Origin of the sequence: Pseudoalteromonas luteoviolacea CPMOR-1, from assembly GCF_001625685.1 — a bacterium.
GTDB classification, from domain to species: domain Bacteria; phylum Pseudomonadota; class Gammaproteobacteria; order Enterobacterales; family Alteromonadaceae; genus Pseudoalteromonas; species Pseudoalteromonas luteoviolacea_K.
Genome location: NZ_AUYC01000036.1, coordinates 22,549 through 42,298, shown reverse-complemented (window position 1 = coordinate 42,298; position 19,750 = coordinate 22,549). Strand labels below are relative to the sequence as shown.

At 43.1% G+C, this 19,750-nt stretch carries 19 protein-coding genes; 10 read left to right on the top strand and 9 right to left on the bottom strand.

Going from position 1 to position 19,750, the window contains the following annotated elements:
• Window positions 1–24 precede the first annotated feature (24 nt).
• The 3 genes from N473_RS16285 (at window position 25) to N473_RS16275 (ending at window position 1,896) form a co-directional block, all read left to right on the top strand.
• On the top strand, window positions 25–678 hold the full coding sequence (locus N473_RS16285; RefSeq protein WP_063368856.1) for a cupin domain-containing protein: 654 nt from the start codon (window positions 25–27) through the stop codon (window positions 676–678).
• A gap of 89 nt (window positions 679–767) precedes the next feature.
• Entirely contained in the window at window positions 768–1,076 is a 309-nt protein-coding gene (locus tag N473_RS16280) for a hypothetical protein (RefSeq protein ID WP_063368845.1), read from the top strand.
• 271 nt (window positions 1,077–1,347) lie between these two features.
• On the top strand, window positions 1,348–1,896 hold the full coding sequence (locus N473_RS16275) for a superoxide dismutase family protein (RefSeq protein ID WP_063368844.1): 549 nt from the start codon (window positions 1,348–1,350) through the stop codon (window positions 1,894–1,896).
• Between the two features lie 70 nt (window positions 1,897–1,966).
• Here N473_RS16275 and N473_RS16270 read toward each other — a convergent pair whose 3' ends face one another.
• Window positions 1,967–4,261: a winged helix-turn-helix domain-containing protein gene (locus N473_RS16270; protein ID WP_063368843.1), complete on the bottom strand. Its 2,295-nt coding sequence runs from the start codon at window positions 4,259–4,261 to the stop codon at window positions 1,967–1,969.
• Window positions 4,262–4,542: 281 nt separating this feature from the next.
• Between N473_RS16270 and N473_RS16265 the strand changes: the two genes are divergently transcribed.
• Window positions 4,543–5,403 (top strand): hypothetical protein, encoded by an 861-nt coding sequence (locus tag N473_RS16265; RefSeq protein ID WP_063368842.1) that lies wholly within the window; start codon window positions 4,543–4,545, stop codon window positions 5,401–5,403.
• Window positions 5,404–5,512: 109 nt separating this feature from the next.
• Here the strand turns inward: N473_RS16265 and N473_RS16260 are convergent, their stop codons facing one another.
• The 3 genes from N473_RS16260 to N473_RS16250 form a co-directional block, all read right to left on the bottom strand.
• Window positions 5,513–7,150 carry a methyl-accepting chemotaxis protein gene (locus N473_RS16260; protein WP_039612019.1) on the bottom strand — a complete coding sequence of 546 codons (1,638 nt, stop codon included), beginning with the start codon at window positions 7,148–7,150 and terminating at the stop codon, window positions 5,513–5,515.
• A 12-nt stretch (window positions 7,151–7,162) separates the two neighbouring features.
• Window positions 7,163–7,408: a hypothetical protein gene (locus N473_RS16255; RefSeq protein WP_063362546.1), complete on the bottom strand. Its 246-nt coding sequence runs from the start codon at window positions 7,406–7,408 to the stop codon at window positions 7,163–7,165.
• A 76-nt stretch (window positions 7,409–7,484) separates the two neighbouring features.
• A complete protein-coding gene (locus N473_RS16250; RefSeq protein WP_063368841.1) occupies window positions 7,485–9,542 on the bottom strand; it encodes an NHL repeat-containing protein in 2,058 nt (685 codons plus the stop codon).
• Between the two features lie 619 nt (window positions 9,543–10,161).
• On the opposite strand from N473_RS16250, the gene N473_RS16245 reads away from it, so the two are divergent.
• Window positions 10,162–10,947, top strand: a complete 786-nt coding sequence (locus N473_RS16245) for a hypothetical protein (protein WP_063368840.1) — start codon at window positions 10,162–10,164, stop codon at window positions 10,945–10,947.
• 97 nt (window positions 10,948–11,044) lie between these two features.
• On the top strand, window positions 11,045–11,167 hold the full coding sequence (locus N473_RS26920; protein WP_269202351.1) for a hypothetical protein: 123 nt from the start codon (window positions 11,045–11,047) through the stop codon (window positions 11,165–11,167).
• Between the two features lie 7 nt (window positions 11,168–11,174).
• Here the strand turns inward: N473_RS26920 and N473_RS16240 are convergent, their stop codons facing one another.
• The 5 genes from N473_RS16240 to N473_RS16220 form a co-directional block, all read right to left on the bottom strand.
• Window positions 11,175–13,046 (bottom strand): S8 family serine peptidase, encoded by a 1,872-nt coding sequence (locus tag N473_RS16240; RefSeq protein WP_063368839.1) that lies wholly within the window; start codon window positions 13,044–13,046, stop codon window positions 11,175–11,177.
• 360 nt (window positions 13,047–13,406) lie between these two features.
• On the bottom strand, window positions 13,407–13,712 hold the full coding sequence (locus N473_RS16235) for a DUF6172 family protein (RefSeq protein WP_063368838.1): 306 nt from the start codon (window positions 13,710–13,712) through the stop codon (window positions 13,407–13,409).
• A gap of 395 nt (window positions 13,713–14,107) precedes the next feature.
• Window positions 14,108–14,497 carry a hypothetical protein gene (locus N473_RS16230; RefSeq protein WP_063368837.1) on the bottom strand — a complete coding sequence of 130 codons (390 nt, stop codon included), beginning with the start codon at window positions 14,495–14,497 and terminating at the stop codon, window positions 14,108–14,110.
• A 588-nt stretch (window positions 14,498–15,085) separates the two neighbouring features.
• Entirely contained in the window at window positions 15,086–15,712 is a 627-nt protein-coding gene (gene prfH / locus N473_RS16225) for a peptide chain release factor H (protein WP_063368836.1), read from the bottom strand.
• Window positions 15,709–16,890, bottom strand: a complete 1,182-nt coding sequence (locus tag N473_RS16220) for an RNA ligase RtcB family protein (RefSeq protein ID WP_063368835.1) — start codon at window positions 16,888–16,890, stop codon at window positions 15,709–15,711. The genes prfH and N473_RS16220 overlap by 4 nt, the downstream gene beginning before the upstream one ends.
• Window positions 16,891–17,196: 306 nt before the next feature.
• Between N473_RS16220 and N473_RS16215 the strand changes: the two genes are divergently transcribed.
• The 4 genes from N473_RS16215 to speE all read left to right on the top strand — a co-directional run bounded on the left by N473_RS16215 (window position 17,197) and on the right by speE (window position 19,677).
• Window positions 17,197–17,865 (top strand): nuclease-related domain-containing protein, encoded by a 669-nt coding sequence (locus N473_RS16215; RefSeq protein ID WP_231099583.1) that lies wholly within the window; start codon window positions 17,197–17,199, stop codon window positions 17,863–17,865.
• A 9-nt stretch (window positions 17,866–17,874) separates the two neighbouring features.
• Window positions 17,875–17,976 (top strand): hypothetical protein, encoded by a 102-nt coding sequence (locus N473_RS26775; RefSeq protein ID WP_231099582.1) that lies wholly within the window; start codon window positions 17,875–17,877, stop codon window positions 17,974–17,976.
• 280 nt (window positions 17,977–18,256) lie between these two features.
• Window positions 18,257–18,694, top strand: coding sequence for an adenosylmethionine decarboxylase (gene speD / locus N473_RS16210; RefSeq protein ID WP_063368834.1), 438 nt, complete (start codon window positions 18,257–18,259; stop codon window positions 18,692–18,694).
• 20 nt (window positions 18,695–18,714) lie between these two features.
• A complete protein-coding gene (gene speE / locus N473_RS16205) occupies window positions 18,715–19,677 on the top strand; it encodes a polyamine aminopropyltransferase (protein WP_063368833.1) in 963 nt (320 codons plus the stop codon).
• Window positions 19,678–19,750 lie beyond the last annotated feature (73 nt).

The window sequence follows — 19,750 nt, the reverse complement described above, 5'->3', positions numbered from 1 at the left end:
GCTTTAAGCCATCAAGGTCAATATATGCTAAACATGAATTTTGCAGAGCGCATGATTATTAACACAGCCAAGCAGCCTTGGCTTGCCAGTCCCGCCAAAGGAGTTTGGCGAAAGCCTTTGGAACGCGAAGACAAAGAGTCAGGGCATACCACCAGCATTGTTAAATACGAAGCAGGCTCTGCGTTTAAACCTCACCCACATCCGCTTGGTGAAGAAATATTTGTACTTGAAGGCGTTTTTTCTGATGAACATGGTGACTATCCCGCAGGCACCTACTTGCGCAATCCGCCAAATAGTGTGCATGCGCCATTTAGCAAACATGGCTGTGTAATTTTTGTCAAACTCAACCAGTTTGATGCGCAAGACTCAAAAATCGTCAGGGTAAACACCCATGAAACACCTTGGCAGCAAGGACAAGGTAATTTGCAAGTGATGCCACTGCACAGCTTCGAGCAGCAACATACAGCATTGGTAAAATGGCCTGCCAATGAGCGATTTATCCCACACACGCACTTTGGTGGAGAAGAGATCTTAGTCCTTGCAGGCGAATTTATCGATGAGCGAGGTCAGTACCCTCAAGGCACCTGGCTACGGAGCCCGCACTTGAGCCAACATACCCCCTATGTCGTGCAACCTACCTTAATCTTGGTCAAAGTGGGACATCTTGCTATTGAATAAAGCGTGGTGCTTTGACGTTGTTGTCTCTAGCCTTACTTGGGTATAATCCACGGCATCGCACACTATGTAAAAGCAAAACCGGAGCCCAGATGAAAAAACTCTCTAAAGTGCAAGAAAAACAACAAGCACTCGTACTTGATGTTGCAGATAAACTCGAAGCTCAAGCACGAGAGGAAATCCCCGGCATGCTGCAATGCTGGTTTGATATGGAGTTTCATTTATTTCCGAGCTCGTTATTACTGTGCTTTCAATTCGAGAGTGAACAAGCCTTGGAAACAGCAAAACCCGATTTGCTCAAATGGCAAAAACGCCTCAGCGCCGCCATGGTGAAAAAAGGAGTGATCTTAAAAGATATGCGCAAACACTTGGTCTTTACGATGAATGGACCTGAGGATTAAACACCTTCAACCTCATGCTTTCCAAGGTTAGAATCAAGTCAACGCCGCTCTAACCTTGCCTATGCCACTTTTCACTATGAGCAAAACCTACCCAAAGAGTAAATAACCCTTCAAATACTTGGTTTTATAACCGCTAGCATGATCATATATTAGGAACATATCGTATTTAGTTTACTTGTACCCAATACCCAAATGGTTTGCGTCATATGCTAAAAATAGCATCTTGATTGACCACTTGGAACCAAGGGTTCCGAGTATTAAGGAATAGAAAATGAAAAAAGCATTCTCAACAGTAGGCATTACTGCCCTCCTCTGCGCTGCCATCTCTACACATGCTCAGGCCACATATCAAATTGGCGAAGTTGCGCATAGTAAAATCATTAATAACCAAGGCGAACAAATTGGTACCGCCCACTATACCCAAGGTAATGAAGGGGTTGTGATAGAAATCATTGCCCAAAAGCTACCTGCTGGTAAACATGGCATGCACTTCCATGAAGTGGGCACTTGCGTTGACCAACATCACTTCAAAAAAGCAAAAGGGCATATCATGCCATCGGGAAAACCGCATGGATATTACCACCCTGGGGGCCCTCACGAAGGCAACTTACCTAACTTAATTGTTCGTAAAGATGGTACAGTACATGTGGAGCTATATACTGAGCTGGTCTCAATTAGCGGTCGCGGTAACAAGCCCGCCTTGCTAGATGACAACGGCTCGGTGCTGATGATCCATGCCAATGAAGATGATCACCTCACTCAGCCTATCGGTGGTTCTGGTAGTCGAATTGGGTGTGGAATTGTGATCGCTGGTAAATAAGTTATCAAGGACGAAGTCGTCGACTCAGCGACTTCGCATTTATAGCAGTGGATATAGTCACCACGTGCAATTATCCCACGCCATGATTCAGCCGCACACGTAACGCTTCGCGCGCTTGCCCGTGTTGTTTTAACAATGCTTTAAATTGCGCTTCACTGTGCAAAGGCGCAAGTAAGAGATCTTGTGCCAGTGTCCACCATTGCTGGTGAAATGATTCTACCCACCCCATTTCGAGAGCTTGACGCAAAAACACCAGCGCCTGCGGCGTGTTACCCAGCTGTGCATGCACTTGAGCCAGTACAAATCGCACTTGGGTTTGATCAAATACGGGTTGCTGCTGCAGAAACTTATCTATCTCTTGAAATAAATACGCTGCATATTCCAAGCTACCTAATTGCTTTATCACAACAGCATACAAGGCAACCGCTTGATAGTTATCTGCCGTTAAGTCAAAAGACCCCCTATCACTTTGGTTCTGCCACTGGGGATAAAGTTGCAATAAAGTCTGTTTTGCCGCCTCGAGTTTACCACCTTGAAATTGCGCATACGCCAACTCTAACCGAGCTTGTGCACTGTAAGGTAATTGAAATACTCGGTTTTGTATCAATGCCAAGATCTGCTTGTTTTGATTTTGCTCACTCAAAGCCAGTACCTGCAAAGTGTGTCTGAAATGACCATGTAGCGGTTGCATTTTATCTAATAAAGATGCTGCGGCCTGTTTCGCACCGACACTCAAGTACGCCAATACTTGCTGTTCACACACTTCAATACTGGAACAGGTATCGAAAAGTGCTGGCGTCTGTTGATGCCAAGCAAACATCTGGGCAATAGAGGAGATCGTATGCCGGCTCACTTTTGCAGCATTGAACAGTTGAGCATCTGATTTGGCTTCTAAGCGGATTGCTTGCTGATACACACGCTGCGCAGAGTCATGCTTAGCCATCGACGTTAATAAAAAGCTCAGCGCACGTTTTAAAGAGGCGGATAATGGATTTAAAACGATTGCTTGTTCTAAATGCGTAACTGCGTCCGATTGCTTCCCTAAACGAGTGAGCAGTGTGCTATACCACAAGTGCGTAATGGCACTGCTTTGCACCTCAAGAGACTGCTCAAACGCTGTTTGCGATTGGCGGTATAGCGCAAAATCTCCCGTGGCTTTGGCTTGATCCGATAACAGCATGCCATAAGTTGCCAATGCCATGGCCGAGTCAGGCTTAATTTTCAAGGCAGCTGAAATATGTGGCATCGCTGCATTGATCGCATCCAGCTCGGGCAAGTTGCCATACGTATGTAAAAAGGCGTAACTAATGGCCAAACCGATATGGGCGTCAGCATAATCAGGCTCGAGTTCTAGGCTGTGTTGAAAATAGTTAACTGCTTTGTGTAACGAGTCAGGAGTGCGTTGACGCCAATGATATTGCCCCATTAAATACCACTCATACGCCTGGGCATTAACACGTGATGGCTCTGCTCCCTCCTTTTTAAAATGAGGCGAGATCACCCCTTTTAAGTAAGTACTTACATCATCTTGAAGCTCAAAAATCTGAGGTGTTTTACCATCAAAGATTTTTGACCACAATAACTGACCCGATTTAGCGTTCACAATCCGAATTTGAACACGTATTTGCTCCCCCAATTTTTGAATACTACCGTGCAATACGCTCTCGACTTGCAATGCACGCCCAACTTCTGTGACATGGTCGCTGTTTTGATAGATAAACGAAGAGTCTCTTGAAATCACTTTGAGGGATTTAATTTGAGAGAGTTGAGATATGATCCCATCAGATAACCCTGCCGCAAAATACTGGCTGTCTTGTTGGGGGCTCAAATCCGCAAAAGGCAAAACGGCAATCGAGCCAATGCGTACCTGTTCAATATCGCCACTTTCAAGGCTTACTACCCATTGCCATATAATGACACTGAGCACAATTAAGCCCAGCAATACCCTATTTTTAATATGCACGCACAATTTATCCGTCCTGATTTCACCCTCAATCTCTTGAGCGTGTGTCACCAAGACATACCCTTCATTCGGTATTGTTTTGATAAATTTAGGGCTACGGGCATCATCATCGAGAGCTTTGCGAATTTTGCTCATCGTCACTGACAAGATATCCGCAGTGACCACCTTTCCCGCCCAAACCTGTTCAAATATGAGTTCTTTGCTGACCGTATTACCCGCTTGTTGGATCAAAAGCATTAATAGCTGCATGCTTTTATTATCCAGCGTACGAGTCTGCTCGCCATTATTAATGCTGTTGCGCTTAGGACATACGCGCCAAGGGCCAAGCTGAAACTGTTGGCTATATTTCACTGCTTCTTCCCCAGTATTTACCAACCCGTTTGTTGAGCCACGCTTATTCACTTTTAAACCCTATTTTTATTATTATGTACTCGATAACCCACATGTAAAAATGACAAAAGCCAACCAGGCACTTAGCTAGAGACCTTGCTTTATCATACAGCAGCGCCACAAAACTGCTAAACCACCTTATTTAGCCCATAAACACACTACATCTAACAAACTGAAATTTATATATATATTTTTTAATCTTTATACTTTGGAAAATTTAAGGTGTTTTAAGTTGTTCACTTCAACTTGTCATATAGCCTGTGATGGCATTGCATTAAACTTAAGAAGCTCTTATGACCACAAAATTAAAATTACAACGCGTTATTGCATTCACTCTCTTGATCAGCAGTAGTGTAACAGCCCAAGTCAGCAACTTAACCAAAACCAGTCCAAAAGTGACAGGACCATACCTTGGGCAAACACCGCCTCACCTAATACCGAAACCATTCGCCCCCGGCATTGTTGATACGGATAAATACCTTGAAAGTGAAGTACTGTTTTTACCTGACATGAGCGCTTTGTCTTTCACCCGCTATGATGAGCAAGCCGACTCCACTTTTTATGTCATGCAATACCAAAACAACCAGTGGTATCACAAGCAAATTCCTGCCGAAGAAGTCAAAACATATAGTGAGCAATTCAGCCCAAGTGTTGAAAAGCTTAAAAGTATTCCTGTGTTTAAAAACATTCCTGTGGTCGGCTACACAACATCATCTGACGGTACTCACTATTTTTATGTGTTAGATTTAAAAGATGGTAGCGGTCATATGAGCTATTCGCGACGTATTAATGGCCACTATGAAACTCCGATTAAAATGAGTTCAGCCATTAATCAAGGCAAATATATTGCTCACCCTTTTATCGCCCCAGATGAATCTTATTTAATGTGGGACGCCGAAGTTGAAGGGGCAAATACGCCTGATATCTTCATTAGCTTTAAGCAAAAAGACGGCTCTTGGGGCGAGGCCATCAATATGGGTGATACCATTAATACCCCGCTGTATGAGCAAAGGCCTAAAGTCACGCCAGATGGCAAATACTTGTTTTATTGGAAAGGCGATGTAAAAACAAGCGCTGATGGCAGCCGCTATGTTATTGGAGGTCCACATTGGGTGGATGCCAAAATCATTGACACGCTCAGACCAAAAACATAACGACACTACCTCCATACACTCCAAAAAAACAAAAACCAGATTCAACTCTGGTTTTTGTTAATTGCAGACATCCATTCTCTGCGTTTCTTCCGACGAACGTCTCCGATTATCACGCCAATTTAAAGCGGTTGATCATTCTCATCATGTCTTCAGAGACCTGACTGAGCTCTTCGCTGGCGGTCGCCATTAAGGTAGACTCGCTGGCAAGTGACGTTGAGCCATCATTTAAATTAGCGACGTTTTGGTTGATACCATTCACTGTCATAGTTTGCTGCTCTGTGGCGGCGGATATCTGTTGATTCATACCTTGAATGGCGTGAACCTCTTGAGCAATTTCATTCAAGGCATCACCTGCGGATGATGAAATCTCTGAGGTATTTGACGCTTTTTCTGCACCTTTACTCATTACTTCTACCGCTTGCTCTGCACCCGCTTGAAGCTTCTCAATGATGGTTTGAATCTCAATCGTTGACTCTTGCGTGCGCAGTGACAAGGTGCGTACTTCGTCTGCTACCACCGCAAAGCCTCGTCCAGCTTCACCAGCTCGGGCTGCTTCAATCGCTGCGTTCAGGGCCAGCAAGTTGGTTTGCTCAGCAATGCCTCGGATCACCTCCAATACCGTATCCACATTGCGGCTATCTGCTGCAAGCTGTGCGATCACTTGACTGGCTTCGCCAATATCTTGTGCCAGTAATTGAGACTTTTGAATATTGCACTCGATGATCTCTAAACTTTGCTCAGTTTGCTTGGCCGCTTTGACACTAAACTCCGAGGCATCCACAGTTCTGCCAGACACTTCTGTCACGGCTGTGAGCATCTCGCTCATGGCGCCAGCAAGCTGCTCGGTGTCACTTCGTTGTTGATTTAAATTCATATCAACCGATGATACCGAGGATGACAAGCGATTGGCTGAGTCAGACAGCTGAGTACCTGCGGCACTGACGCTGAGCATAATATCTTGAATAGAACCAACAAAACGGTTGAAGTACTGCGCCAAATCAATCAACTCTTTGCTGCCCTCTTCTTTGAGTCGCTGGGTTAAATCACCTTCGCCACTGGCCAAGTCGCGCATCGCAGATACCGTGCTCTTGATGGGCTTTGTAATGCTGCGAATAAAATAAATCACCAAGGTAGATAACACCGCCAACACCATGACGACATTCATCAATGAAATCATTTGCGACTGTGCAATGTCTTCTTCTAGGGCAGTAATATTAATGCCAGTGCCTATCATCCAATCCCACTCGTGGAAATAATCCGCATAACTGGTTTTGGGGGTCAGCTCTGTGGCATCTGGTGAGGTTTTCCAAAGATACTCAACAAACCCACCGCCGCTTTTGCCAGTTGCGTACAACTCTTCAACAAAGAGTTTACCGTTCCCATCTTTGAGCGGCAAAATGTTGGTCCCAAGTAAATGCTTAAGACCCGACGCGAGCTGTATACCGTCTTTATCAGCAACAAAGATATAATTACCATTATCGAAACGCATCGCGGAAATCGACACCAGCGCTAAACGCTTTGCCTCTTCTTCACTGAGAGCGCCACTTCTACTTTGCTCATAATAATGATTGATCACACCCAGCGCACTTTCGATGATCAGCTGCACGCCATACTCGTAATTCGCACGCATGTGCTTGTTGGTGTTGTGGGCATCCAACAAGGAGTTAGCAAACAAACCAATGGCAAATAACACCACTATCATCCACGCCCGCGTGCTGATGGGCGCATTATGAATTGAAAAGTTCATGACACCTCCTTGTTACTCGTGCGGACCAGTCACTTTCTTGGCAGAAAAGCTGGATTCATGACTGGTATACAAGCGTCGCAATGCATCTTTGCACGACCCTTCATCCTCGGCATTGGTTTCAACATGCTTAATCACATCCTGAAACTGCTGCAATAATTGCTTAGAGTCGGCCTCTGATTTTTGGCAAACACCGTTCGACTCTTGTGACTTTCGGTGTGACAGCTTTTTACCCTGTGCACGCTTAAATACACTTTCCATAACTCCCCCTGGCATTCCCTGTACACATGGCTATGTTCACATACCACATCCAGTCATAGCGGATGTACAGTCCTTGTTAAATATTAAATTGATACACGTTGACTCGGTTTAATGCGCAATCAGGTAAATAGACCTTATTATTTTTCACGTGCAATAGGTATGGCAGCCACAGTTGACCTTTGTCTCTGTCAGCACCAAATCCACTGAATGACTCTAAAAATTCACCGGAGCAATTAAACACCTTAATGGCACGATTCACTAAGTCCGAGACAAACAAATAGCCATTCTCATGGTCAATACTGGTCGGTAATAAAAAACTTTCACTGGCTGTGCCATATCCCTCTTTACCAAACGAGCGTAACCATTTTCCACGGCTGTCAAACACTTCAATGCGATTGTTATTTTGATCTGTGACAAAGCACTGACCTTGTTCATCGACGGTGATATCGGATGGCGTGTGAAACTCCCCGTGCTCAGAGCCCAAACGGCCGAAGGTATGTACCAAAAATGGTCCGCCGGTATCTGAAAGTCGCCAGCGACAAATGCGGTTATTGCCTGAGTCTGCAATTAAAATATCGTTGTTGGTTGGGTCGATGGCGATCCCCTGCGGTTGGTTGAGCTGCTCATCCCCTGTGCCAAGGCCACCAAATACAGTATAGGGTACAAGCTCACCCAAGGTGTCGTTGTATTGCAAAATGGTCACTATACCACTGAGGTAGTTGCTCACCACCAGCAAAGGCACGCTGTAATCGAGCTGACCTGGCAACGGTTTATTTGGCGTCAATGCAGCAATCCCTAAAGAGCCCGGTAACATGGGCAAACTGATAGGCCTTGCTGAGTCACTTTTACCGTCTTCAGTGGCTTGCAGTTGATAATTGCCTGAGTCCATCATCCAAAGTAAGTCTTCTGGGTCATCAAATTTATCATTCAGAAAAACCCGCACCATGGTTTGTTGCCATCGTTGCACCCACTCTGTTTGCGCTGACAGAGCAATGCTCAACCACGATGGTAAACCCGGTGGCTGCATCACTTTAAGTAACTGATCTTGCAGTGCCAATTGATGCTCAATCCAATGCTCAAGCAAAGGCGCGTTGCTTGAATAGCCAGATTGCGTTTGCGTGACGTCTCCCACCACAGACGTCACAAAATGCAACTGACCCGGGTTATCTCGCTCATCACCTATCGCTTTTAGTACCTTGGTAGAACGAGACTTCCCGCCCTTTAATGTCGCTAGATTGACCGTATGTTTTTGTAAAGACGCTAAAAATGGCTCGGTGATCAACATGGTTTGAGGATCATTAAACTCGGTAATTTGTACTGGCGCAAAAAAGCCATCTAAGCTTCCCATGAATTGACCATTCAAGTCATACACGGAAATCGCATTGGCTTTGCCACCAGGGATCAACACACGGTTTTGGATCACAGAGACACCGCGAGATAGCGCCAAACCGTCGATATAACACTTGCCAGTGGCACTAAAAGTAACCCCTTTACCTTGCCAATCACAGCGTACCACGGTGGCAAAACCGGTATTCGAAATGTAGATATTGCCGTCTTTATCTAAACTCAACCCCTGTGGCCACAACAGGTGAACTGCCTCGCCCCCTGTATCTGGCACAATTTTTTCAATGGTTCGTTCATACTCGCCATCTTCACTGAAGATAACCAATCTAGATTCGCTATGCTGGCCTTCATAGAATTCATCGGCCACACAGAGTTTACCCTGATGTACCACAATGCCATTAGGACCTCGCAGCGCAACCTCAGGTTCATTGCCAAAGATCTTCACCGTTTTAATTTCTAATGACTCTGAGTAAGACAGTATGTGTACTCTGAAATTGCCAATGTCAGTGACGTATATCCAGTTTTTATCGGGATGTGTAACTAATCTAAAAGGCATATTAAACTGCTCACTCCCAGACCCTACGGTGCCAAAGCTTGCCAAAATTTGATCCATATTGGCGTCAAATACCAACACGCGATTGTGTGCTGTATCCGCTAACCAAACTCGACCAAATTTATCAACACAACTACCAACGGGCGTGCTTAAAGAGAGGTGTCCACTTGCCGAACACGGGAGTGGAGGCAACTGATCAACCGTCGCCCCAATGTAACTGTGGTATGAAATCCCCATAGTACCTAGCCTGTAAAAAAAGAGTCCGTTTAGTCAAGCTTCTACCTAAACCCCTGGTAGATCCTTGGCGGTGCAATCAATTATCATTACGATTTTTTGACTGGTTTATACAAAAAAATAGCAGGAAGAAAATGACTCGCCAGTCAGTCATATTGGAAAAGTTACATTTATTAAAAAATTCACATTTGTATAGTGAGGGCTCTCTGCCATGAAATTAATAAATACCCAATAATTACATTAAGTTATAGATGAAAGAGGGCGGTAAACAAATAAAAAAGTATGGTTCTATTGTTCGGTACGTCGCAAGATAGAGCTATTAATATAATTCATATTGAGAAGTTATATTCCCACCAATGACTCAGCCAATCACCAAACTTAAATGACTTACCTTCATATCGCGTCTGTACTTTGGTATAGCGATACAGGCGCTCATCGTACAGTCAAACCACATAGCCCACGCACCTAATATCAATTCATACTGGCAACAATCACGCAGCTGCGCGCCATTCAGCTTAATTTTCGTTCACCACATCTCAGCGCATTGATTTGTCGATTCCATCCGTCTTCGTTTTCAAGTAAGCTGCCCTACTCCATAAAAAGCTCAGAAGAGGAAAGTGCGTTGGATAAAAGAATTGAACCTGAATTGCCCAGTATTACGCCCGACTTAGATCAGGTTGAAACCTTTAAACAGTCCCTCAACCCATCTAGCAAAGTACCTTTGCCAGAGCAAGCACCTGAGCCAGACCATACATCAACTAAAAAACCAGGTCTTATGACATGGGTAGGCAGCGCCGCGATTATTGCGTTGGCATTCAGCGCTTATGGTCTATATAAACAAAACCAAGCTACACAAGCACAGTTAATTGAATCGACAAAACGTATCGCTGAATTGGAACGCACACTTTCTGCAACCGGAGAAGAAATGGGTTTATCAGCAGGTGCGATGCAAGCAAACCTGACGGCATTAAGCGAACGAACTGATGAACTTTGGTCACAAATGGATAAACTATGGGCGTCAGCTTGGCGACGTAATCAATCTGAAATTAAAAAATTAAAAGAACAGACCAACGCCATTGCAAGCAGTCAAACTAAGCAGGTGAATGCACAATCAGGAGTCGCTGCACGCGTAGATACACTCGCCCAAAGCCAAACAGATTTGGTCTTTAAGTTATCTCTTTTAGAAGAGCAATTACAAGCCGCTGAAACACTTAAAAATCAACTAACTTCCATCAACACAGATCTAGATAAATTAAAATCTCAATCTCGTGGTAATGATGCAAAACAACTTGAAATTGGCAGTAGTATTGCACAATTAGAAATGACTCAAAATGCCCTCGCTGAGCAATTAGAGCGATTGGAGAGCAGGCTCACTTCTGCGAAGAGAGAAACACAAGCTGCCAATTAATTTCTTATTCTGTAGCCGCGCACTATGGGGCCTGTTTCGCAGTCTCCATAAGTTCATCAAGTTACACCTCTACGTACATTATAAGTAGTCAAACATCATGATACTTAACTCGACTGAAGTACTTCATGGTTACATAGATATGGTAAGAAAAATGGGGTCGAGTGTTGACCCCATCAAATCAGATTTGTATTTTGCTAAACCCGTTACCGGTTTAGCTTAGAAATAACTCATAATGCTTTTTTCTTGGTGACTTTATTCTTGTGCCCAAGAATACGGATTGACCAGCTATCAAGTAACCCTGGCTGAGTATCATTAGCAACCGACACGACTTCACTTTCATTATTGACATGCAGGGTATAGTTTAATGGTTCGCTACTCATATCTGTGATGTGAATTTTCCACTCACCATTACCCGCATTGGCTTTTTCATCCCAGAACTTATAACTCAGCATAAGGTGATCATTATAACCATCTGTGCTGCCAGGCGCTTGCTCTGGTAACACTAAGCTCTGACCGATCAGGTTATTGAACGGTGACATCACTATACTGCGAGTCCCATTTGGCGACTCAAGCTCAACTTTTAAATCAGAAATACGTGCGTGGGTTGCATTGAGACGAATTTGCACCCCTTCAATAAACAGATCATCTTCTACTTTAATACTCGCCGTTGTTGTTCGTGTTGCATCGTCATAGATTGGTGCATCAACCTTATTATTTAGCCCATACCAAGGCGTCTTTACGAGTTCAGAAGGTAAATCTTCAATGGCATAACGTCGCACCAATTCAGTCGCTTTATCGACATTTAAAAGACCAAACCCATAATAAGGAGAAAACTCATGCCCAGCAGCATTAGTTGACCACCCCTCAAGACCTGTGATGCCATTGACCTCAATATCGCCACGCGTTGGATCAACCTTAGTCGCCGTTCGTGCGAGTAGATGACGAATATCACGAGGTGTCAGGTCGTGATTTTGCTGCTCTGCGGCAGACAAGAGCAATGCAATTGCACCTGACGTATTTGGCGCAGCTGACGAGGTACCATTCATTCTGACAGTAAAGTCGTCATAATCACTGCAATCAAAATTCGTATCTAGGTTTTCAACAATAAAGGCACAAGAGATCCGTGGCGTCGCATGTCCTGGTGTTGCTCGGTCACCTCCACCTGGTGCGGTCAGGAATACACTACTACCCACCGTAGAATAACTTGATAAAACCCCATCTGCACTCAAGGCACTGACGGATAAATTCCAGAAGTTAGCCGTTGTATAAAATGAATTACTATTTGTCCATGGCAAACCATGATTGTCTTTTTCAGGAACGGTATAACCTAAATAAGCGATGCTATTTTCAGTAAAATAATGAATACGAGAACGCTGATATGCATTACCGGCAGCTTGTACAAAAACGGCTGTGCGGGGATCTAAATGCGTTGATAAAGATACCGTTTCGTAGATTTTTTCTTGCTCTGGTTGGCTAAAAAATAAGACGTCATTTCCTTGCGCATCTTTCACCGTTTTTGAGAAAGTGTAAGGCATACTCACAACAGGACTCATGCCATAACTTTTGTTAAAAATCCGGATCCTATCAGCTGTTGAGTTATCCAAATTATTACCGTCAAAGCCGTGGCTCACCTTCCACTGCTCATGACTCTCGAACGTCCCACCAAAATTAGCAAAAGAAGCCATGGTCGCTTCAGGTGCAACGCCCCTCACTCCAACATTGTTTTGGGCCGCAGCAACAATGCCCGCAACCATGGTGCCATGACTTGAGCGAGACGTGGGAACCGCATCAATTAGTGGATCGTCAGCCATGTTGGAATTTAAATCACCATGACTCACATCAACACCAGTATCGATCACAGCGACGAGCACATCTTGACCTTTATGACCCCAAATATGGGTTTGCCAAAGGTTTAAATCGATCCCCGATTTGGAGTTTTGAAGTGCACCTGAGTTCAACAAGTTCCACTGCAATGCCAGCATAGGATCGCCATTTGGATCAAGCCAACGGTGCTCATAGTCACGATCTGTGGTTGCCAATGCATTCATAGACAAAAGTGCTGAAACCAAACCAGCTAGGTATTGTTTTTTAATTCTCATAATAAGTTCCTTTTTTGGGTTCGTTTTATTTTCTAGCATCTGCACTTTTAACCTGTCAAGAAAAATGCAACTTATCCATTTCCTTTCCGTAACAAGTTGTACAACTATGTATATCTTTCTATCTGGTAATTTGGCTTTCTATGAGTTCAATCGTCGCTAAATAGAGGACGGCTACATTGGTGGGATTTTACTTTGATGAGGTGTAATATTATGTTTTTAACACAATAAAAAAGGTTGGCGTTGTGCGTTATCCTTATATGTAATTCAGCACACTAACTTATCGACTGGCCAATAAAAATGTAAAATAAAATGGGGACGATGTGATCACCGCCCCACTTACATCACAGATGTGTCGCGTTATCAGTCCGCATCATCTTCTGCAATACGTACTTGCCTGTGACCCTCTTTTGCCAAAATTTCAACATAAAAAGACGTCAAGTTCTCTTGTTGCGTTTTATCGATGAGTTTATTGAGCTGTGATACGTGTACAGGCTGTGCTTCAGCTTCAGTATTACCGAATTTACAATCAAAATCCCAAAAATCCGCGCCAGCAGGTAACGTTTTATTACGCTCTCGCTTGAGGTACTTTTTAATCTCATGTTTAACAGCGTCTACACGCCTAGCTAATTTAATCTTTGGGTGAGTTAATTCAAATGTTTTTTTCATAATTGCCTTCAAACAGCGATGTTGATATGTGCCACCTGTCGACTAAGTACAGTTGGACTTACAAAGTGTAAATGTCGTACTGAAACAAATTCGAAAGTGCGATCTGGTCACTTTACTTGAATTAGCAAGACGCCGCACCCTCTTTCGTATGACAAATCGCCATGACACTACTTAAATCAAGTTTATGAAGATGAGTATTCACTCACTTTTACATGCAAATCATATGCTTTGTATGTGATTTCTAGGTGGTTAAAGCAACATCCTATTTATGTGAGTGACAGCACTAATATTATAAAAATAAACACAGCATTTAATTTGTTGGATAGGATCAGCACATGCTGATCCTATAAAATGACATTGCGCACTGCGTTTGCAGGTTCAACACTCAATTTAATTTAGAAATTGAGAAGCTTTTTAACGTGACATGTTTGCGGTAACACACCTTTTTGAGTTTCAATTTGCACTCTGTCACCTGCCGAGAAAGCAGATGCGATATTAGTCACTTTTTCAAGTAAATTAGGCTTATCATACGTCACTATGCCATTCATGCGGCAGCTGAATCTACGACCGTTACTGTCTGTCGCGCTCACAGTGAAATGGTTTTCACTCACCGTCATCGAAAATGTACCGCCTTGGCTATCATCTAACACCGCATCTAACTCTTCAAAGATGATACCACCACCATAGTTTCGTTCTGTAATTGTAACTTGCGCTGCTGATGCTAAATTTGCAGACATGCCAAGCACGAATACCGTGGCGCCTAAAGCTTTGTTTAGTAATTTCATTGTATATTATTCCTTTATACATTTATGGTTGTTAAAGCACCCTAAAGTTCAAGGTGCTGATTTTATAATCCAAAAATCATTTGATTAATAAATGTACCAATATTAAATATTTAATATTTAATACAATAAATAAGTAAAAAACACTAAAAAAACAAAACAAAAAAAGACAAAAGCATTTATTTATCTGCAACACTTGTAGTGACCCACCTATCGTTACTCGACTTTTATTATTTCTATTCTCAGATCAATATTCATTGAGGAAGTATCACAATCTAGTTAAATCAACTTGTAAATATAAGCTAAACTTGAAGCTCTCAGAGTACTCAAATAAAGAAATATGTGGTGAGCTGTTTCCTGTTATTATTTAATATAAAAGGTTAAAAAAACATCATTTATAAGCATAAAAAAAGGATATGAGCCCATAGCTCATATCCTTTTTCTCAATAAAATAAATAACAATTTACCCACTTATTTGAGCTGAGTTCTTCCCGTGAATGGGTTTAAAATGTGCTCACCAGTCGGGCTACGCCATTGATTTCTACTGCATATAAAAAGTAACTTTGTCATATTCCAATTAAGCGTTTGCACTTAGCAGGCCAAGACAAACTTATCTCCTTTAAATGTCTTCACAGGGTTACCTCGTTCAAGGTCCCAGTGCTGCTGCCAACGTGCTTGCTCTTGCAATGTCATCTGCTTCTGTTTATGCAATTCCAACTTTTGAAACAGTAACACCTTCGCCAACCGCTTATTCGCATGCTGACTGCGTTCACTTTCTACTCGCACAGCAATCCCTGTTTCATTATGTATTGCACGGACTGCCGAATTTGTCTTATTCACATGCTGGCCGCCAGCCCCTGATGCACGACACGTTTGAAATGTCACACTGCGATTAAATTGTGCTTCATTAAGCTCAAACATTTGCCCGCTGAAAAACCAATTTTTACGTTTGTGTTTAGGCCGATATTGGCTTTGACACACCCATAACATGGCGCCTTGCCAAGCTCGCGCCAACTGCTTTGCACACGCTTGATTGGGTGACTCTAGCTGGACCAAAGCCGACTTAAAACAGCCTTTTTGCTGTGCAGGTACGGTATCGACGATGGTCAGACCGACCCCATTTAACTGACATTCTTTTTCTATTGCGCGCAGTGCTAGACCAATGGCTTTGCAGCATTCTATTGGGCCTTGTCCTGATGATAATTGCAGTAATATCATGACGAACAACTCCCATTGGTCTTAAAGGTTAAAACGGGCCTTAATCTCGCCACAACCTCGATTAACCCTGCATCCTCCATGTCGCTGATCACAGTTTCACATTTTTTATATGCCTGAGGAGCCTCGTCATACAACAGCTCTTTATTACCGCATATAACTCGACTGCCCAGTGACGTACGATACAGATCTGCACGTTTATACTTGTGACTCAATCGGCCATGACACTCGCCGCGTTTCCATTTTCGACCTGCACCATGTGCCAATGAATATAGACTCGTGACTTGCTTTTCCTCTGCTCCCTCAAGCGGTTTTACGAGATAGCTATAATCACCACGAGAGCCAGGTATGACCACATAACCTTGATCACTGGGTGTGGCACCTTTGCGATGCAACCAACCTTGCACTCCCGCTATACATTTCGGCGATACGAGATTGTGATTTACATCCAGTGCGCAGTTCCCAGTGGCGCGGATCGCCTGTAAAAATCGTTTTGCGATTAACTCGCGATTCAATTCAGCCCAGCGAACGGCTTCGTCGTGCTTTTGAATGTAATCTTCAAAGTCGCTATGTTGGTCACCAGCATGGGTCACCGTGATCCCATCATGATTGTGAGTCGCAATGTGATTGACCAATATCGACTGACCCAGTCCCCGTGAACCTGAGTGAACGAGTAGCTGTAAGTGCTGCTTATTGAGCCCAAGCTCATCTAGCGCCGGTTGGTTATAAATTTCATCTATGGCTTGAAACTCAGCAAAGTGATTGCCACCACCAATAGTGCCCAGCGCATGGTCAAACGCAATATTTATGATCCCTTTGTCATGCTTTCTAGCCGCCACACAGTCTGCCCAACTATCATCTAATGGGCATTCTACGTGTTCGAATTTCTTTGCCATTTTATCCAGATTGACTTTGGATACTTTTGTCGAGGTTTGCCACAATGACATACCACAGCCAATATCATTGCCCACCAATGCTGGGTAGAGTGTGCTGGCTGTAAAAAATGCTGCACCTATCGGATAGCCTCTGCCTGGGTGCAAATCTGGCATACCCGCAACGCGCTGCATGCCTGTTAATTCTGATGTTTTAATCAGTTGCTGTACGGCTAGCCCCTCGATCCAAGTTTCTTTGGATGCAATAAGACTAACGTTTTCAGTGATCTTTTGGACGGATTTGCCCATAGTACCAATACCTTTAAATAGGATTTGAAACGAAAAACGTATTGGCAGGTCAGTTGACCGGGGCGTAGCTTTACCAAAAAGCCATGACCTTGAAAAAAGGGTTATGAGATAGCTTTTTGCTACTTAGCGGACAAGACCTGCAAAGGATAATGATGTCAATGTCATGATTTTTACTCCTCTACAGTTAGTTGATGGTTAATTAAACGAGCGCATAATAATCAAACCTCAGAGACAAAGCAATAAATAATTTGATAAACGCTACTTTTTTAGCGTAAATTAATTGAAAAAGGATGAGTAGATTGATAAATGGATTTCACAAAGATAATTAATATGTTGCAAATGGGGCTGGGATATCTGGCGGCCTTTTTTATTTTTATTGCCACTTTAAAATCAGCTAGATTCAAAGGTATTTTGGGTGAATGGCTAGTAAATATACTCATCAAAATTTTCTTAGATAAGCAAGTTTATCACCTGATTAAAGATGTGACTTTAGAAACCAATGAGGGGACTACACAAATAGACCATATCATTGTCTCACAATTTGGTATTTTTGTTATTGAAACCAAAAATATGAAAGGGTGGATTTATGGCGGTGCCGGTCAAAAAACATGGACTCAAAAAATTTTCAAACACACTACTAAATTCCAAAACCCATTACATCAAAACTATAAACACATCAAAACACTCGAGTCACATTTAAGTATTGATAAAGCCTCTATTTTTTCCGTCATTATATTTATTGGCGATAGTACTTTTAAAACAACAATGCCAGATAATGTGCAGTATGCACGAGGCGGTATTAAATATATTAAAAGTAAAACAACTCATATTTTCACAGACGATGAAGTCGAGCAAATTATCACACAAATTGAAAGTGGAAGATTGAGGCCTGGGTTTAAGACTAATCGCCAGCATATTAAGCATGTCAAAGCATTAGTAAAGCGCAAATCGGACAGTCAAATTTGCAAAAAATGAGGGGCTGAAATGGTGATCAGAACCGCTAAAAAAGGTCAAAAGCTGGGTACCGAGTTTTGGGGATGTAGTACATTCCCTAAATGCCGCAATAAATTAGAGCTAAACGACTAAATAGCTAAAATTGACAGATTTTCCGCCAAATTATAAGCATTTAGAGACCTATTCACGACAATAATAGGTGACCATTCAAAGTGTCAAACATCTTCAACGCCTTTTGATATCTCATAACCCCTTTTAATCCCACATTGCATTTTCCACAATCGTTGCACATTTCAATGCTGGAATGTCTGTATTCGGAAAAGCACGATGCAGATTGCTTTTCCTATGCCAGTGCCTTTGGATATGAAATCTATACCCAGAGCCACATTAATACAGGACACTGAGTAAAAGAATGAATATCTCCTCATCAAAACCAGAGTTAGTGAACCCGTTAGGTCAGCACATTACTATCGATATTTTCGAAGCCTCTAATCTCATTGGTGAGAAGCGTATTGAGCAAATGATGATTGACTGTGCCAACGCTGCGAATGCGACGATTTTGAAAACCCATTTACACCCTTTCGAAACCAATGGCGGTGTATCGGGCATGATCATTTTGGCAGAAAGTCATATTTCTATTCATACCTGGCCTGAATATAACTTTGCCGCCATGGACATTTTTATGTGTGGTGATGCGAAGCCAGAACTATGCCTCCCCGTCATAGAGCACTACTTTCAGCCAGAAAAGATGGTCGTCAATACCCTCACAAGGGGCGGCTCTATCAGCGACACCGGAGAATTTCAGCCTCTTTTACACACCCAATTACAGCCAACCTTGCAAACCGCATAACAAACGGAGTATTCAAGCAAATGACTAAGATTAAATGGCACTACGAGCAAATGACAAGTGGCGTTCACGTTGCACTTCGTTCAGAAAATGATTTGGTCGACGTAGAAACTGAGTTTCAAGATGTCAGCATTTTTGAAACTCGCCACCTAGGTAAAGTAATGCGCATCGATGATGGTATTCAAGTGACCACGAAAGGCGAACACATTTATCATGAAATGATGGCACACGTACCAATCCTTTTTCACAATAAGGTTAAAAATGTACTCATTGTTGGCGGCGGTGATGGCGGAAGTGCCCGAGAGGTATTAAAGCACCACAGCGTGGAAAACGTGGTCATGGTGGATATTGATGAGCAAATCATTCAACTTAGCCGACAATATTTGCCAGAGATTAACAATGGCGCATTTGATGACCCGAGATTTGTACTGCGTATTGGCGATGGTGCCGAAATCATCTCCCAATACAGTGATTGCTTTGACTTGATCATTCTAGATGCCGCAGATCCAGATGGCGGCGCTTCAGAAACCCTATTCACTCAATCATTCTTTGCTAATTGCTTAACCGCGTTAAAAGCCGATGGGATCTTGGTTGCACAAGGTGGCACACCTTACTTTGAACCTTATATGATGCAATCTATGGTGTCGCGTTTAACTCAAGCGTTTAGCAACCCAGCCGGTATTTATCTGGGCGGCTGTTATGACTACTTTGGCGGTTCACACGCATTTATCTGGGCAACGCGTAGCGGCGCTATCAATACCCTCTCACTTGAAGAAATTGAAGCTCGCTATAACAAAGCGGATATTCAAACAAAATATTACTCCCCAGAGTCCCATTTTGGCGCTTTCTTCTTATCTAAAGACATGCGTGAGTACGTCAATCAAGCAATCAAATGTGAAAACGTCGATGCGTTATCAATGCCTGAAGCCGGTGACTGGGATGACTATACGCCTGAAACATCCAACAGCGATGATGACGAAGAATAACACTGAGCCTTGTCTGCCATAGAAGCAGATGAGTCTACATGACAAGCCACTGCAACGAAGCATGATTCGTGTC